General features: G+C 71.7%; 14 protein-coding genes and 2 pseudogenes. 11 read left to right on the forward strand and 5 right to left on the reverse strand.

The features are described from left to right. Positions 1–82 precede the first annotated feature (82 nt). From ACZ5CZ_RS17905 to ACZ5CZ_RS17935, 7 genes and pseudogenes are all read left to right on the forward strand, one after another. The gene (locus tag ACZ5CZ_RS17905) at positions 83–736 is read left to right on the forward strand and encodes a maltokinase N-terminal cap-like domain-containing protein (RefSeq protein ID WP_385840931.1); all 654 of its coding nucleotides are present in this window, start codon (positions 83–85) and stop codon (positions 734–736) included. 360 nt (positions 737–1,096) lie between these two features. Then, a pseudogene (locus ACZ5CZ_RS17910) lies at positions 1,097–2,356 on the forward strand (M1 family metallopeptidase); the annotation flags it as partial. 88 nt (positions 2,357–2,444) lie between these two features. Further along, entirely contained in the window at positions 2,445–3,281 is an 837-nt protein-coding gene (locus ACZ5CZ_RS17915; RefSeq protein ID WP_468943727.1) for a lysozyme, read from the forward strand. 105 nt (positions 3,282–3,386) lie between these two features. Next, positions 3,387–4,561 (forward strand): annotated as a pseudogene (locus tag ACZ5CZ_RS17920) (PP2C family protein-serine/threonine phosphatase). A 138-nt stretch (positions 4,562–4,699) separates the two neighbouring features. Then, positions 4,700–5,392, forward strand: a complete 693-nt coding sequence (locus ACZ5CZ_RS17925) for a hypothetical protein (RefSeq protein ID WP_468943730.1) — start codon at positions 4,700–4,702, stop codon at positions 5,390–5,392. Positions 5,393–5,477: 85 nt separating this feature from the next. After that, the gene (locus ACZ5CZ_RS17930; protein WP_468943733.1) at positions 5,478–5,900 is read left to right on the forward strand and encodes a hypothetical protein; all 423 of its coding nucleotides are present in this window, start codon (positions 5,478–5,480) and stop codon (positions 5,898–5,900) included. Continuing rightward, the gene (locus ACZ5CZ_RS17935; RefSeq protein WP_468943735.1) at positions 5,897–6,640 is read left to right on the forward strand and encodes a hypothetical protein; all 744 of its coding nucleotides are present in this window, start codon (positions 5,897–5,899) and stop codon (positions 6,638–6,640) included. The genes ACZ5CZ_RS17930 and ACZ5CZ_RS17935 overlap by 4 nt, the downstream gene beginning before the upstream one ends. A gap of 14 nt (positions 6,641–6,654) precedes the next feature. Here the strand turns inward: ACZ5CZ_RS17935 and ACZ5CZ_RS17940 are convergent, their stop codons facing one another. From ACZ5CZ_RS17940 to ACZ5CZ_RS17950, 3 genes are all read right to left on the reverse strand, one after another. Then, the gene (locus ACZ5CZ_RS17940; RefSeq protein WP_468944199.1) at positions 6,655–7,839 is read right to left on the reverse strand and encodes an RNA polymerase sigma factor; all 1,185 of its coding nucleotides are present in this window, start codon (positions 7,837–7,839) and stop codon (positions 6,655–6,657) included. Positions 7,840–7,847: 8 nt separating this feature from the next. Continuing rightward, positions 7,848–8,255: a YciI family protein gene (locus tag ACZ5CZ_RS17945; RefSeq protein ID WP_467549468.1), complete on the reverse strand. Its 408-nt coding sequence runs from the start codon at positions 8,253–8,255 to the stop codon at positions 7,848–7,850. 105 nt (positions 8,256–8,360) lie between these two features. After that, positions 8,361–8,897, reverse strand: coding sequence for a GNAT family N-acetyltransferase (locus ACZ5CZ_RS17950; RefSeq protein WP_468943738.1), 537 nt, complete (start codon positions 8,895–8,897; stop codon positions 8,361–8,363). 131 nt (positions 8,898–9,028) lie between these two features. Here ACZ5CZ_RS17950 and ACZ5CZ_RS17955 point away from each other — a divergent pair, with 131 nt between their 5' ends. The 4 genes from ACZ5CZ_RS17955 (at position 9,029) to tpg (ending at position 12,892) form a co-directional block, all read left to right on the forward strand. Further along, positions 9,029–9,538: a GNAT family N-acetyltransferase gene (locus ACZ5CZ_RS17955; RefSeq protein WP_468943744.1), complete on the forward strand. Its 510-nt coding sequence runs from the start codon at positions 9,029–9,031 to the stop codon at positions 9,536–9,538. An 88-nt stretch (positions 9,539–9,626) separates the two neighbouring features. Beyond that, positions 9,627–10,022 carry a VOC family protein gene (locus ACZ5CZ_RS17960; RefSeq protein WP_385840921.1) on the forward strand — a complete coding sequence of 132 codons (396 nt, stop codon included), beginning with the start codon at positions 9,627–9,629 and terminating at the stop codon, positions 10,020–10,022. Between the two features lie 161 nt (positions 10,023–10,183). Next, positions 10,184–12,319, forward strand: coding sequence for a telomere-associated protein Tap (gene tap / locus ACZ5CZ_RS17965; protein ID WP_468943747.1), 2,136 nt, complete (start codon positions 10,184–10,186; stop codon positions 12,317–12,319). A gap of 12 nt (positions 12,320–12,331) precedes the next feature. Then, positions 12,332–12,892, forward strand: coding sequence for a telomere-protecting terminal protein Tpg (gene tpg / locus ACZ5CZ_RS17970; RefSeq protein WP_468943750.1), 561 nt, complete (start codon positions 12,332–12,334; stop codon positions 12,890–12,892). A gap of 52 nt (positions 12,893–12,944) precedes the next feature. Here tpg and ACZ5CZ_RS17975 read toward each other — a convergent pair whose 3' ends face one another. Next, positions 12,945–13,679 (reverse strand): dienelactone hydrolase family protein, encoded by a 735-nt coding sequence (locus ACZ5CZ_RS17975; protein ID WP_385840918.1) that lies wholly within the window; start codon positions 13,677–13,679, stop codon positions 12,945–12,947. A 266-nt stretch (positions 13,680–13,945) separates the two neighbouring features. Then, entirely contained in the window at positions 13,946–15,928 is a 1,983-nt protein-coding gene (locus tag ACZ5CZ_RS17980) for a heavy metal translocating P-type ATPase (RefSeq protein ID WP_468943754.1), read from the reverse strand. Between the last annotated feature and the right edge of the window lie 18 nt (positions 15,929–15,946).

The following is a 15,946-nucleotide window of genomic DNA, read 5'->3' on the forward strand; positions in this document are numbered from 1 at the left end:
CGCCCGCCCGATCGAGGCTTGTCCGCGCCGGTGTGGAAAAGTGACAGGGTTCGTTACCGTGCAACGGGAGGAAGCCGTCGGTATGGCCGTCATCCACCACACCACCCTCAAGCCCACGAAGCTCGAACTGCTCACCGACTGGCTGCCGACCCGGCCCTGGTACCGCGGCTCGGGCGCCCCGGTCCTGGAGAAGTCCGGCGGCTTCCGGCTGGACGACCCCGAGGGCGAGGTCGGTATGGAGTTCATGGTGGCCACGGACACCTCCACCGCCGAACCCACCGCCTACTTCGCCCCGCTGACCTACCGCGGCGCACCGCTCGACGGTGCCGAGCACGCCCTCGTCGGCACCATGGAGCACGGAGTACTGGGCAAGCGCTGGGTGTACGACGGCTGCCACGACCCGGTGCTGGTGACCGAGCTGCTGCGGCTCCTCGGGGGCACGGCGCAGCCGATGGCCCAGAGCGTGAGCGACACACCGGACCCCGAGGTGGTCGTCTCCTTCACCGGTGCCCCCTTCACCCCGGCGCCGTTCACCCCCGAGCCGGCCGACGGCCCGGAGGGCACCCGGCTGCCCACCCCGCACGGCATCGCGCTGCACGTCCACCGCGTGCCGCACCCGGTCGCCGGCCGTCCGCCGCTGCCCGCCGAGGGAGCGGCCGGCCATGTCGCCCGCGGCTGGACCGCCCCGGACGGCACCGAAGCCGCCGCGGTCCTCATCACCGTGCACACCGGCTGACCGATCCGGCCGGGGGAGCGCGCGGCGTCCACCCCCGGCGCCGGCCCGGCAGGGCCACCGCACCGTCAGTCCTGGCATGTGCGGGTCAAATCTGAGACTCTTTCGGCAGTCGGCGCCCCGACCCCATGGGGGCGCCTGACCGCACCACCGCACAGCGATCACGCACGCCCCACACCAGGCCGCCCCCGGCGCAACCCCCGCCGGCCGCGCGGTCACCGAGCAGGCCGGGACCCCGGCCGCCGCAAAGGAGCTTCCGTGAGATCGACCCCCCACAAGGCCCTCGGTGCATGGGCCTTCGCCGTCGCCGCGCTGGCGGCGCTTCTCCTCCCCGGCACCCCGGCCGCCGCGCAGACGGCCACCGACACCACCCGCAGCCCGGGCACCCCGTCGTACACCGTGAGCCTGAGCAGCAACACGAGCGGCACCGTGTGGACCGGGCACGAGAGCGTCACCTTCACCAACACCTCCGCGACGGCGCTGAACGAGGTGTACCTGCGGCTGTGGGACAACTACCACGGCACCTGTGACGCGATGCCCGTCCAGGTCGGCAACGTCACCGGAGGCACCGCGGGCGCGCTCTCCGTGGACTGCACCGCCCTCCAGGTGTCCCTGCCCAGCACGCTCGGCCAGGGACAGAGCGCCACCATCGGCTTCGACCTCGGCATCACCGTGCCCAGCGGCGCCGACCGGTTCGGCCACGACGGCGCCTACAGCTTCATCGGCAACGCCCTGCCCGTCCTCGCCGTCCGCGACGGCGCCGGCTGGCACCTCGACCCGTACACCGACAACGGCGAGTCGTTCTACTCCCTGGCCGCCGACTTCAAGGTGACCCTCGACCACCCCAGCACCCTGCTGGTGCCCGCCACCGGCACCTCCACCGACACCCCCGGCTCCAGCGGCCGTACCGTCACCACGGCCACCGCCTCCCAGGTCCGTGACTTCGCCTGGGCCGCCGGACCCTTCACCAAGATCTCCGGCACCTCCACGGCCGGTGTCCGGGTGAACGTCTACTCCGTCTCGGGCATCAGCTCCTCGAGCGCCCAGTCGATGCTCAGCACCGCCAAGTCCGCCGTCGACGCCCACGCGGCGCGCTTCGGCGCCTACCCCTACGGCGAGCTGGACGCCGTCCTCGACAACAACTACTGGTTCGGCGGGATGGAGTACCCCGGCTTCGTCCTGGACCTGGTCAGCACCACCGCGCTCACCCATGAGATCGGCCACCAGTGGTGGTACGGCATCGTCGGCGACGACGAGTACAACAGCCCCTGGCTGGACGAGGCGTTCACCGACTACGCCACCGACCTCGCCCTCGGCAAGACCGGCAGCAACTGCTGGAGCAGCGTCTCCTGGTCCTCCAGCGCGGAGAAGATCACCAACTCGATGGCCTACTGGGACGCCCACCCCTCCCGGTACTCCACCGTCGTCTACGGCTACGGCAAGTGCGCCCTGCACGACCTGCGGCGCGTCCTCGGCGACACCGCCATGACGAAGCTGCTCAAGGACTACGCGGCCGCGCACTGGTACGGGGTCTCCACCACCGCCGAGTTCAAGGCGGCGGCCCAGGCCGCCACGAGCACGGACCTGACCTCTTTCTGGAGCCAGCACCGCATCGCGGGCTGACCCCGCCGCACCCACATGGCGCAATCACCGGCCGCGGACGGGCTCTTCGGGCGCACCCGGAGTGCGGAACGACCCGATGCCGGGTCAGATGGATTCCGTGCGAAGCTCCATATCCCGATTCCGCGGCCGGTCCAGCCTGTGCCTCGTCGGCACCCTGACCGGCGTCCTGCTCCTTGTCTCCAGCCCCCCGGCCGCCTCCGACGGGGCCGGGGGCGCACCCGTGCGCGGCAGCGCCTACATGGGCATCGGCGTCCTCGCCCACGACGGATTCTCCGGCTCACCACCGCTGGCCGGCCGGGCCACCCAGACCGAGGGCGTGGACGTCTCCAGCTACCAGGGCGACGTCGACTGGGCCACCCTGTGGGGCAGCGGCGCCAGGTGGGCCTACACCAAGGCGACCGAGGGGACCTACTACACCAACCCCTACTTCACCCAGCAGTACGAAGGCGCGTACGGCGTCGGCATGATCCACGGCGCCTACCACTTCGCGACCCCGGACACGACCGGCGGCGCCGCCCAGGCCGACTGGTTCGCGGACCACGGCGGCGGCTGGTCCAAGGACGCCAAGACCCTCCCCGGGGCCCTGGACATCGAGTGGAACCCGTACGGTGACGCCTGTTACGGCAAGTCCCAGAGCGGGATGGTCAGCTGGATCCGGGACTTCCTGAACCGCTACAAGACCCGCACCGGCCGCGACGCGGTCATCTACACGGCCACGAGCTGGTGGACCCAGTGCACGGGCAACTACGGCGGCTTCTCCGCCAACCCGCTGTGGATCGCCCGGTACGCCACCACCGCCGGGACGCTGCCGGCGGGCTGGTCGTCGTACACGATGTGGCAGTACACCTCCACCGGCCCCACGGTCGGCGACCACGACCGGTTCAACGGCTCCCAGGACCAACTGCGCGCCCTCGCCACCGGCTGAGGGCCGGGGCCCCGGGTGGGGGAACGCGGGCTGCACGGCCCGGCACGCGATGTGAGAGTGGGACTGCTGGGACGACGACGACCGGTCCGGGGTGGTGATCAAGAGGTGACGGCAGAACCGGGCGGTGCGCCGCTGGAGGAGTTCCTCGCCGATCCCGTCAGCTGCACGCTCGACCTCACGGCCGCCGTCGCCCACTGCGCGAAGGCGATCGGCCCGCGGCACGCCGTGGTCTACCTCGCCGATCTCCAGCAGCGCCACCTCGTGCCGCTCACCGACGTGACCGCGAACCTGCCCATCGACGCATCGTGCGCCGGCTGGTGCTACCGCACCCAGACGCTGCGCGTGGGGGAGTCCGACCGGGACGGGATGACGGCCTGGTTCCCGCTGCTGGACGGCGCCGAGCGGCTCGGTGTCCTCGCCGTGCACACCCGGTCGCTCACCGCGGGCTCGCTGCGCCAGGGCCGGGCCCTGGCCGCGCTGCTGGCGATGATGATCACGTCGAAGCGGGCGTACAAGGACTCCTTCGTACGGCGGACCCGCACCGAAGCCATGCACCTGCCCGCCGAGATGCTGCGCGCCTTCCTGCCGCCCCGCACCATCGGCAATCTCCAGGTCGTCTCCACCGCCGTCCTGGAACCCGCGTACGACATCGGCGGCGACGCCTTCGACCACTCCCTCACCACGACCTCGCTGCACGCCGTCGTCCTGGACGCCATGGGACACAACCTCGCCTCCGGGCTCACCAGCGCGGTGGCCCTGACGGCCTGCCGCAACGCCCGGCGCACCGACGCCGACCTGGCTCGCTCGTGGACGGCGTGGACGAAGCGCTCAGCCAATGGCTGCCCGACCAGTTCTGCACCGGGATCCTCGCGCAGTTCGACTTCTCCACGGGCGTGCTGGAGTGGAGCAACTGCGGCCACCCGGCGCCCCTGCTGATCCGCGATCAGCGGCTCATGGTCGACGCGCTGGTCCGCGAGCCGGATCCGCCCATGGGGCTGCGCTCCCTGCTGACCGGGCGGGAACGCAGGATCCACCAGGCGCGGCTGCGGCCCGGCGACCGCGTCCTGCTGTACACCGACGGCGTCACCGAGGCGCGGATGGCCGACGGCAGGATGCTCGGACTGGAGCGCTTCGCCGACTATGTCATCCGGGCCACCTCCACCGGCGAACTCCCACCCGAGACGCTTCGCCGACTGATCCACTCGCTGCTCGACTCCGAGGACAGCAGGCTCCGTGACGACGCCACCATCCTGATGTTCGAGTGGCAGCCGAACCGCTGACCGCCCCTTCCGGCGAAGCGCACGTTTCACGCCGTTTCGCATGGTTCGCCGGACGGGTCGCGGATGCGCGGCTAGCGTGTGCCCGCGCGTTCGCGAGCTCGCGGACGCCGCGTCCGTATGTCACAGGGGGGTTCGTCCATGGAGCAACTGGAGCGCCTGCGCAGATCCCTGGCCCGGCTGACCGTCGCCCTGCTCCTGGGGGCCGGGCTGGTCCTGGCCGGTGCGGGAGGGGCGAACGCGACCGCGAGCGCCGACATTCCGGCCGTCACCGAGGGCGGTGTCTCCGCCACCGTGACCTTCCACGGCGCCGTGGTCCCACAGCCGTACAGGCCGGATCCCACGGCCGCCTTCGGCGACCACAAGTGCCAGCTCATCTACCACGACTACGATCCGACGCCCGGCTGCGGCGGCTTCAAGCTCGACTTCACCCTGCACGACGTGCGCAGCCAGCCCGGTTACACCGCGGGTCTGAGCAGTACCGACTACTGGTTCACCGCCTACGCCGACACCGCCCGCACCTTCGGCTGCCTGCGCCCCGACGGGACCTTCGACCACGCCACCGCCTTCGTGGTGCGCACCGAACACCAGCAGCTGATGCGGGTCTACTACCTCACCGAGGCCAACTGGGTCCTGTCCGCCCTGCGTTCCGACACCACCCGGGACACGGGCCCGTACTTCTTCATGAACTTCCCTGCGGTGCAGGTCGCCTGCCCCGACGGCATGACACCGACCCAGTACGGGCTGAAGGTCACGAACATCAGCCTGACCATCGCCGACGACAACGTCTTCGGCCACACCACGTGGAGCACTCCCGGGCCCTTCTACGCCTAGCGGCCGTGGGCCGTCGGCGAATGCGGCACCTCGGAACCGCCGGCGACGCTACGGTGAGTGGACGTTGCGAAGAGGGAGGCGACGCATGCTCGACGAGGCGGCAAGTGTGATCGCGGCCGGCATCTTGCAGGCGGCCGGAACCGACGCGTGGGCCGTGCTGCGGGCACGGCTCGGCCGGCTGCTGGGCAGGGGAGACGCGCAGCGGGAACAAGCCGAGCTGATGCGCCTCGACCAGACGACATCGGACCTGGCGGACACCGAACTGAGCGACGACGAGAGGGAGTTGCTCCACCAGTCCTGGCGGGTCCGACTGAGAAGGTTCCTGGAAGGTCTTGACGAGCGAGAGCGCGCACAGGTGATCACCGAACTGCGCGCGCTCACGGCACCGTTCGGCGAACCGGACCCGGCCACCGGCGCTCTGGTCCAGGGCAACACCTTCGAGGGTCCTACGGCGTTCCAGATCGGCGCCCACACCCAGCAGACCAACCACTTCGGGTCGGGGGCATGACCGAGAGGAAAGGCGACGAGGGCGGGGTGGCCGGGAACACCTTCCAGGGAAACACGGCCGCGCAGAGCGGCCCCCGGTCCACCCAGTACAACCTGTACCTCGGAGAGCAGCGAGGCGGCCGTGGGCGACCGCGGCTCATCGCCGTGCTTCTGGTGGCGGCGCTGGCCGCCGGCGCGCTCACCTGGGGGCTGGTGCAACTCTCCGGGCGCGGTGGGTCGAGCGCGGCGGGCAAGGGCGGGCCGGTTCCTTCCGGTGTGACACCGCCTTCGACCAGCGCCTCGCCGCGCTCGGCGGATGCCCAGCCGTCCCGGACGGCGAGTCAAGGGGATGTTCCCGCCCCCTCTGCGTCGGTGTCCTCGCCGTCCAACGGCATCCAGTGGACGGGCAGTGTCCGCATCTCCGAGTACGGGCCGATGCTGGACAAGAACCCACCCGGGCGCAGCCGGTACGGCTTCGAGGCCGACGTACAGCTGGGGCTGGTCGATCCGCCCCGTCTCAGCAGCGACGACCCCACCCTGGCCCTGTGGTCCGGGCGGGGGATGCCGACGAGGCAGGACTGCTCGGACCTCGTGAACACCAAGGGCGTCACGATGGTCGAGGCAAAGGTGGGGTCGGTGATCTGCCTCACCACGAAGGAAGGCCGTACGGCCGTTCTGACCATCACCTCGATCAGCAACCAATTCAGCACCGGAGTGCTGGCCCAGGCAAGCGTGTGGTCCGAGGCCGGCTCAGGTGCCTGACCAGCTGCAACCCCTCAGCGAGATCGGCCGGTGTTGAGCCGGGCGGCCTGGCGGGTCAGGTGGTCGCGCTCGGCCAGGTTGGGCGCCTTGTGGGCGGCCTCCGCGTACAGCCGTGCCGCCGTCTCCAGGTCGCCGTCGTGCTCGTGCAGGTAGGCCGCGACCGCGGTGTGGCGGGGCAGTGAGGCGTCCAGCCCGGCGAGCGCGGCCAGGCCGGCGCGCGGTCCGTCGGCCTCGCCGACGGCGACCGCCCGGTTGAGCCGGACGACCGGACTGTCGGTCAGCCGTGTCAGCTCGTCGTACCACTCGACGATCTGCACCCAGTCGGTCTCGGCGGCGCGCGGCGCGTCGGCGTGGAGGGCGGCGATGGCGGCCTGGGCCTGGAACTCGCCCAGCCGGTCACGGGCCAGCGCCGCCTGCAAGATCTCCACCCCCTCGGCGATCAACGCGGTGTCCCACCGTCCGCGGTCCTGCTCGGCGAGCGGCACCAGGCTGCCGTCGGGCGCGGTCCGGGCCGCGCGTCGGGCGTGGTGCAGCAGCATGAGGGCGAGCAGCCCCGCCACCTCGGGGTGGTCGACGGCGGCCGCGAGCTGCCGGGTGAGCCGGATGGCCTCGGCGGCGAGGTCGACGTCCCCGGAGTAGCCCTCGTTGAAGACCAGGTAGAGCACCCGCAGCACGGTGGCGACATCGCCGGGCTGGTCGAAGCGCACGCCCGAGACGGTGCGCTTGGCCCGGCTGATGCGTTGCGCCATGGTCGCCTCGGGCACCAGGTAGGCCTGGGCGATCTGGCGGGTGGTGAGCCCGCCGACGGCGCGCAGGGTGAGCGCGACCGCGGACGCCGGTGTCAGCGACGGGTGAGCGCACAGGAAGTAGAGCTGGAGCGTGTCGTCCACCGCGGCTGCCGGCCCGGGCGCCGGCTCCTCCGCGACGCGGTCCTCACGCCGGCGCCGGGCGGCCTCGGCGCGCGTCGCGTCGAGGAACTTGCGCCAGGCCACAGTGACCAGCCAGCCCTTGACATCCCTGATGGGATCTTCCCCGCCCGGCCGCAGCCGGGAGTCCGGGGACGGGCCGGCCGCCCCGACCCGCAGCGCCTCCACCAGCGCGTCCTGTACGGCGTCCTCGGCCGCCGCGAAGTCGGCTCCGCGGCGGACGAGGACGGTGAGCACGCTCGGTGTGAGGCTCCTGAGCAGCACCTCGTCCATCGGTGACGTCACTCCGTGATGGTGGGCGGCGCGGCGAGGAAGGGGCGCACCTCCAGCCACTCGTGGATCGGCCTGCCGCCGGCCCCCGGCGCGGCCGACAGCTCCCCGGCCAGCTCGACGGCCCGCTCGTAGCTGTCGACGTCGATGATCATCCAGCCGGCGATGAGGTCCTTGGTCTCCGCGAACGGTCCGTCGGTGACCGGCGGGCGCCCCTCACCGTCGTAGCGGACCCACGCCCCCTCCGGGGCGAGCGCCTGACCGTCGACGAACTCGCCGGTCTTCTCCAGCCGGGCCGCGAAGTCGTGCATGTACTGCATGTGGGCCGAGATCTCCTCCGGGCTCCACTGGTCCATGGGCACGTTGTTCACCGGAGCCGGGGCGCCGCGGTAGTGCTTCAGCAGCAGGTACTTCGCCATCGTGGTTCTCCTCGGTGTTCGTGCGACCCATTCTGGCCGCGCTCACCCCTGGGACGGAGCCGGTCACGGGTTCTCGACATCGCCGGAGAAATATTTTTTTCGGCCTCAGCCCGGTGTGCCGCCGGACCGCTCCGCGCGGAGCATGGAGAAGATCACCTGGTCGTGCCACCGGCCGCCGCGCCACTGCGCGGAGCGCAGCACACCCTCCCTGACGAAGCCCGCCTTCTCCAGCGCACGCTGCTCGGCGAGGTTGGCGCAGTCCGTCCACGCTTGCAGCCGCTCGGCCCTGGTGTGGTCGAAGAGGTACTCGGCCAGGAGCCGCTGGGCCCGGGTGCCTATGCCACGGCCGTGCGCCGTCGGCACCAGGCCGATCGCCAGGCTCCAGCAGGTGGAGGTGGCGGGCCGCCCCCAGGCCCCGGCGAACCACTCGACCCGGCCCACCGTCCGCCCCGCCTCGGCGACGGACAGCATGCCGCCGTCGGGGCCGAGCAGTCCGGTCTCGGCGAACTGCCGGCGCAGCCCGGCCGGCGAACCGAAGCCGAACCACTGGTACGGGCCGGCCCCCTCCGGCCCGTTGAACTCGCGCTCGAACAGATCGAGATCCTCGGCGGTCACCGGACGCAGCGTGATCTCCTCAGACATGGAACGGCTCCCGGTCCTCTCGTGTTCGGCCTTCGTACGACCGCCTGGGCGACGGCGGTTGACTCTTTCACACAACAAGCCGGGCGAAATCGCGTTGCCACACCGGCCCGCCGCTCGTCATGCTCGCTGCCATGAGCCCTGCACACGACTCCACCGATGCGACCCTCGTCGTACCCGTCGGTGTGCGCGATCTGCTGCCCCGAGACCTGCCCGCGTGTACCTGGTCCGGGTCGGCCACCCATCTGCGCCAGGTGGAGCGGGAGTTGGCGCGAGCCGCTCTCGGCGAGGTGGACTACCTGGCCGTATGCACCGCCGCGGATCTGCCGGTGGCGATCGGCGGTATCGACTACCAGGTCTCCGAGGGGGCCGGGACCCTGTGGCAGCTCGCTGTGCTTCCGGCACTCCAGTCCTGCGGCCTGGGCACGCTGCTGATCCGAGCGGCCGAACAGCGGATCAGAGACCGCGGCCTGCGCAGGGCCGAACTCGCCGTGGAGGATGACAACCCCCGGGCTCGGGCCCTGTACGAACGCCTCGGCTACGTCGCGTACGGCCATGAGCCGGACGCCTGGGACGAGGAAGGGCCCGACGGGGTGATCCGTCGCCACGAGACGATGTGTGTTCTCCTGCGCAAGGCTCTGTGACCGCCCGGCCGTCGGCACTTCCTTGGGCCGCCAACATGCGCCCCCCTACCGGGAGATGGCGACGGAGTGCCGCTGTTAAAGTGCGCCCGTGTCGATGATCAAGCAATTCCAAGTCACCTTCGACTGCGCGGAACCCGAGCGCCTCGCTGGCTTCTGGTGCGAGGTGCTGGGGTACGTCCCCTCGCCGCCACCGGAGGGGTCTTCCGGGGACCAGGGTTCATGGTTCGCCTGTAGTGATCCCTCGGGTGTCGGCCCGCGCCTGTTCTTCCAGCGCGTTCCCGAAGCCAAGGTCGTCAAGAACCGGGTGCATCTCTGTGTGCGGGTCGGCACCGGGCTCACGGGTGAGGAGCGCCTGGCCGCCCTCGAAGCCGAGTGCGCCCGGCTGCTCCCGCTCGGCGCGGTCCGCGTACGACTGCTGTACGACGGCCACGACTCGTGCATCGTGATGCAGGACATCGAGGGCAACGAGTTCTGCATCGACTGAGCGTCCGTTGAACCGCCTGCTTGGGAGCCTGCATGCAGATCTGCATCGTCACCCGCTGACGAGGTGCCCATGGTCGCCGTACGCGAAGCAGACGCGTTTAGTACGCTGAACGTACGCGATATGTCCGGTTCATGGGGTAGCGTAGGGCGTGGAGGTGCTCCATGTCCGAGTTGTTCGACGCCGTCGACGCGCTCCTCGCGTCCCGTGCCGCGCTGCCGCCGCCGGCCGAGCGCAGGCGGCTGCGTCAGGCGCACGGTCTGACGCTGGACGAGGTGGCCGCCGCGCTGAAGGTGCGCCGGGCCACGGTCAGCGGCTGGGAGGCCGGCCGGACCGAGCCCCGTCCGCCGGAGCGGGACGCGTACGCCCGTCTCCTCGACGGCCTCGTCAAGCTCTACCCCGCCCCGGCCGACACCGCCGCGCCGGACGCGGACAAGGACACGGAAGTGCCGGAGATCGCCACGGGCCCCGTGGCCCCGGCGCCGGAGCCCGCTCCCGCCTCCCCCTCCGAACCCGCTGCCCCGTCGACATCGCGCCGCCCCGCCGCGAAGGAGACGGCCCCGGCCGACACCCACGCGCGCTTCGAGAACGGCCCGCTCGCCGTCGTCGACGTCGAGGACGGTCAGGTGCTGGCGTACTGCACCGGCGGCCTGGTCCTGGACGTGCCCGCCAAGTCCCTCCCGGCGCTGGTGGAATGGACGCTCACCGAGGGAGGGATCGGGCAGCCGAAGCTGTCCGGTCCGGGCAAGGACGCCGACCCGCTGCTCGTCCTCACCGAGGCCGCCTTGCAGCGCTACGGTCTGCCGGTCACCCTCACGGACGAGGAGCGGCTGGCCGGGCGGATCGCGGAGAATCACAAGGTCGTCAGGCAACTGGCCCGCGCCGACTGGAAACTGACCAAGCGGGGGTTCGGCCCATGGGCGCGGATCTACCGCCCGGCCAGCGGCTCGGAGCGGGCCTGCGTGCAGCTGTGCATCCCGTCCTGGCACGCCCTCGACTCCCGGCACTGGGGCCACGCCGCCCAGCTCCCGCCGGCCGACCTCGCCCGGGTCCTCGGCGTGTACGCGTCCCGCGTGATGACGCCACGCGGATCCACGGCCGTGACCGGTCTGGAGCTGATGACCGCGCTGCACCCGCCGACCCGCGCCTCCGCGCCCGACGCCGACGGCCACCGGCACTCCGAGCACAACCCCGGCTCCCTGGGCAAGGACCCGGTGGACCCGGCGCCCTGCGAGGCCCCGGACGGGCACCCGCTCCTCGCGGACCTGCCGCGCTTCCATGTCCGCGGCCCGGCGGAGAAGCTGTTCGAGGAGGCGTACGACTGGGCGCGGCCGATGACCGATGCCGAGTGCACCCTGCGCCACCTGGTCGGCATCGACGTCAACCTCGCCTTCGGCGCCGGCGCCAACGGCCTGATCGTCGGCCTCGGCGCGCCCACGCACGTCAAGGCGCCGGTGTTCGACCCGAAGCTGCCCGGCTCGTGGCTCGTGGACCTCTCCCATGTCGACCTGTCCCGGGTGAAGGCCGGCAAGGAGTGGGTGGAGCTGGACGGCGAGCTGCTGCCCAGCCCGTTCACGCCGAGGGGCGAGCGCCCCGAGGGCCCGGCCTGGTACGCGACGCCGACCGTGGCGTACGCGGTGGAGCTTGGCTACGAGGTGCGCCCGATCGAGGCGTGGGTGCGTTACGAGAACGGCCGCTACCTGGACGGCTGGTACACCCGCCTGCGGGACGCCTACCTCGCCACGATGGCCGACCTCGGCGTGCACCCGGACATGGCACCGGCCGACTTCCTCGCGGCCATGGACGGCTACAGGGAACGCGACCCGGAGCTGGCGATCGTCGTCTCGGCGGTCAAGGCCACGATCAAGGGGGGCATCGGCAAGCTGCGCGAGCGGCCCCGGGGCGAGGGCTGGCGGCCGGGCCGGCCGTGGCGGGCGCTGTCCCGTCCGACGTGGCGGCCGGACATCCGCGCGGCGGTCATCTCCCGCACCCGGATCAACCTGCACCGCAAGATCGTCAAGCACGCGGCGTTCACCGGGCAGTATCCGGTCGCGATCCTGTCCGACTGCGTCGTCTACGCGGCGGGCGGCGAGTCGCCGCTGGACTTCCTGCCGTACCGGGAGGGCAAGCCGCTGCCCGGCGGCTTCAAGCTCGGCGTCAACCCCGGCCTGGTCAAGCATGAAGGCACCCAGAGCGTCCTGTGGGGCGAGGAAGTCCGCGAGCGGTTCAACGCCCCGGAACTCAACCTCGCCCGGTACATCAAGGACGGCACCGTCAGCGACGTCGACACCGGAGAGTAGGAGGGGGCGACGATGAGCCTGTTCGGGGACGGCCTGGACGCCGCGGTGCAGAAGTCGTTCACCCGCCCGGCGCCCAAGAGCGCGGGCGCGCAGATGCGGTACCTCGTCAAGCAGCTGAAGGGCACCAGGGCGGTCGCCCAGATGCTGCGGATCTCCCAGCGCACCGTCGAGCGGTACGTGAAGGACCAGATCAAGAAGCCCCGGCCGGACCTCGCCGCGCGCATGGAGCATGAGGTGACGAAGCGGTGGCAGCCGCATGTACGGGCCAGGGCGCGGCAGCGGGCGGCGACCACCGGCGGCATCGTCATCGACACCCGGGCCCGGATCGGCTACACCGCGCCGATCGGGTCGACGGACGAGGACCGCGTACGGCACCTGACCGTCGCCCTGCCACCGCAGTACGCCGCCCGCCTCTTCGACGCCCAGCAGGCCGGCGCCGGCGACCAGCAGCTCAGGGAGATCGCGGCAGAAGGGCTCAAGGAGGTCTACTTCCAGGACAACGGCCGCCGCGCCGGCCAGCTGGAGGAGGTCCGCCTCACGGACGTCGAGCACGTGGAGTTCGACCTCTCCTGACCGTTCCCTGCCCGTACGGCGCATGGGGTCGAGGACGGCCCTCCACCGATTCTCAGCTCGTGGTCAATGCGTGGCCGAGAAGGGACAACAGGCGATTCCAGTGAAGCTGCAACGCAGCGGGGTCGAAGGCATCGGTGTCGGACATGGTGAAGCCGTGGACGGTGCCGGGGTAGATCTCGGAGGTGTAGCGGACACCCGCCGCGTCCAGGGCCTGGTCGAGTTCGTCGAGGGCCGTGGGCGCCATGTCGCTCTCGGCGTGGCCGAAGTGGACCTCGGCGGTCAGCCGGGAGAGGCTGTCGGGCCCGTCGGCTCCCACCGGGGCGTGGAATGCGGCGAGGGCGGCTACCTGGCCGGGGTGGGCCGCGGCGGTGCGCGTCGCCAGGAGGCCGCCGATGCAGTAGCCGGTCACCGCGACCGGGCCGGCGCTGACCTCCGGCTGAGCGGTGAGAAACGTGAGATAGGCGTCGGCGTCGCGCAGCACACGTTCTGGGGTGTGCTCCTCGATCAAGGGCATCAACTGGGCGAAGACCGCGGGTCGTTCTTCTTCGCCGATGTACTCGGGGAGTTCGATCACCGGTGCCGGACCGTGCCGGTAGAAGAGGTTGGGGACGAGTACGTAGTACCCGTGCTGGGCCAGTTCGCGGGCCATCTCCCGAAGTACCGGCCGGATGCCGAAGCCATCCGGGTACATCAGCACCCCCGGATGGCGCCCGCCCCCGTCGGGAAGCGCGGCGAACGCGTCGGCCTGGCCGTCCACGGTCGGAATCTGAAGCGTCTTGAGGGGCATGGTTCTCCTGTCGTGGTTCACGTGTCGAGGCTGTGAGCAACACGACGGAGGCGGAGCGCGAGCAGCAGCGCGACATCCTCGGTCCAACAGCGGGCCGACACCGGCCCGTACGGCGCTCAGCAGAGCACCGGGTCACCAATCCGTGTGTGGCGCAGTGCCGTCCCGGTCGTCATGGCTGCACAACCTAGCCCACCGGTCAACGCCGAGGCCAGTTGTCAGGTGCGGTTCCCTGTCCGGCTCCACGGGGAGCCCGTGGCCGCGGCGGCTCACTGGCCGGTCCCGCTGTGGGCGCGGCGCCAGGCGCCGTCGGCCAGCAGGCGCAGGCCGTTCAGGCCCACGATGACCGTTGAGCCCTCGTGCCCGGCCACACCCAGCGGCAGCGGCAGGGTCCCGGCCAGGTCCCAGACGACCAGGCCGGTGATGAAGACCGCGGCGACGACCAGGTTCTGCACCACCAGTCGCCGCGCGCGACGGGAGAGCGCGACGACGGTGGGGATGGTGGCGAGCTCGTCACGGACCACGACGGCGTCGGCGGTCTCCAGGGCGAGATCGGAGCCGGCCCGGCCCATGGCGATGCCGGTGTGGGCGGCGGCGAGTGCGGGAGCGTCGTTGACGCCGTCACCGACCACCAGCACCTTGCGCCCGGCCTGCTCCAGCTCGTGGACCGCAGTGACCTTGTCCTGCGGGAGCAGTCCCGCCCGGACGTCGGTGACGCCGACCTCGCGGGCGAGGCGGGCGGCGGCGCGCGGGTTGTCGCCGGTGACCAGCACCGGCGCGGTGCCAGTCAGTTCGGTGAGTGCGGCGACGGTGGCGGCGGCCTCCGCCCGCAGCCGGTCGGCGATGCCCAGCACCCCGGCCGGGGTGCCCTCGATCTCGACCAGGACAGCGGTGCGGCCCTCGTCCTCCAGCCGGGCGGCGACCACGGCGGCCGGGTGGCCGACCCGGCCGTTCAGTAGCCGGGCGGGGCTGCCGACCGCGACGGCCTTGCCCTCGACAGTGGCCGTGACTTTGGTGCCGGGGGCGGAGGTGAAGTCCGTTGCCAGGGGAATGTCCAGGCCGCGGGTGCGGGCGGCATCCACGACGGCACGGGCCAGCGGGTGCTCGCTGGGGTACTCGGCCGCCGCCGCGATCCGCAGCAGCCTCTCCTCGCTGAGGCCGGAGGCCACCAGCGGGCGGATGTCGGTCACCCGCGGGGTGCCCTCGGTCAGCGTGCCGGTCTTGTCCAGCGCCACCGCGTCGACCTGGCCGAGCTGCTCCATCACCACAGCGGACTTCACCAGCACACCGTGCCGCCCGGCATTCGCGATCGCGGACAGCAGCGGCGGCATGGTGGCCAGCACCACCGCACACGGCGAGGCCACGATCATGAACGTCATCGCCCGCAGGAGCGTCGGCTGCAACGCCGCACCGAACACCAGCGGCAGCACGAACAGCGCGACGGTCGCGGCCACCATCCCGATCGAATAGCGCTGTTCGACCTTCTCGATGAACAGCTGGGTCGGCGCCTTGGTCCCGGAGGCTTCCTCGACCATGGCCACGATCCGGGCGATCACCGAATCGGACGGGTCGCGCTCGACCTTCACCCGCAGCACGCCGGTGCCGTTGAGCGTGCCGGCGAACACCTCGTCGCCCTCCTGCTTGGCCACGGGCAGGGGCTCGCCGGTAATGGTGGCCTGGTCGACCTCGCCGGCGCCGTCCAGGACCCGGCCGTCGGCGCCGACCCGCTCTCCGGGGCGCACCAGGATCGTGTCGCCCACGGCCAGTTGCCCGGTGGGGACTGTCTCCTCGGTGCCGTCGTCCCGCAGGCGGGTCGCGGTGGCGGGGGCGAGGTCGAGCAGCCCGCGCACCGAGTCGGCGGTGCGGGCGGTGGCGATCGCCTCCAGGGCGCCCGAGGTGGCGAAGATGACGATCAGCAGCGCGCCGTCCAGAACCTGACCGATCGCCGCCGCCCCCAGCGCCGCGACGACCATCAGCAGGTCCACGTCCAGCGTCTTCTCCCTGAGCGCCTGCAAGCCGGCCCAGCCGGGCTCCCAGCCGCCGGTGGCATAGGTGAGGGCGAACAGCGGCCCCCACACCCACGCCGGCGCCCCGAGCAGGTACATCGGGAGCGCGCTCAGGAACAGCACCAGGGCGGCCGCCGCCCAACGGGCCTCGGGCAGCGTGAGGATCCGGGTGCGGCGCCGGGGTGTGACCACGTCCCACCGGGCCGCGTCGCCGGCGGAGGTCGGGTGGGTGAGAGCGGAAGACATCGAAAGACGGGTCCTTAG

The sequence above is a fragment of the Streptomyces sp. NPDC031418 genome (assembly GCF_055581605.1).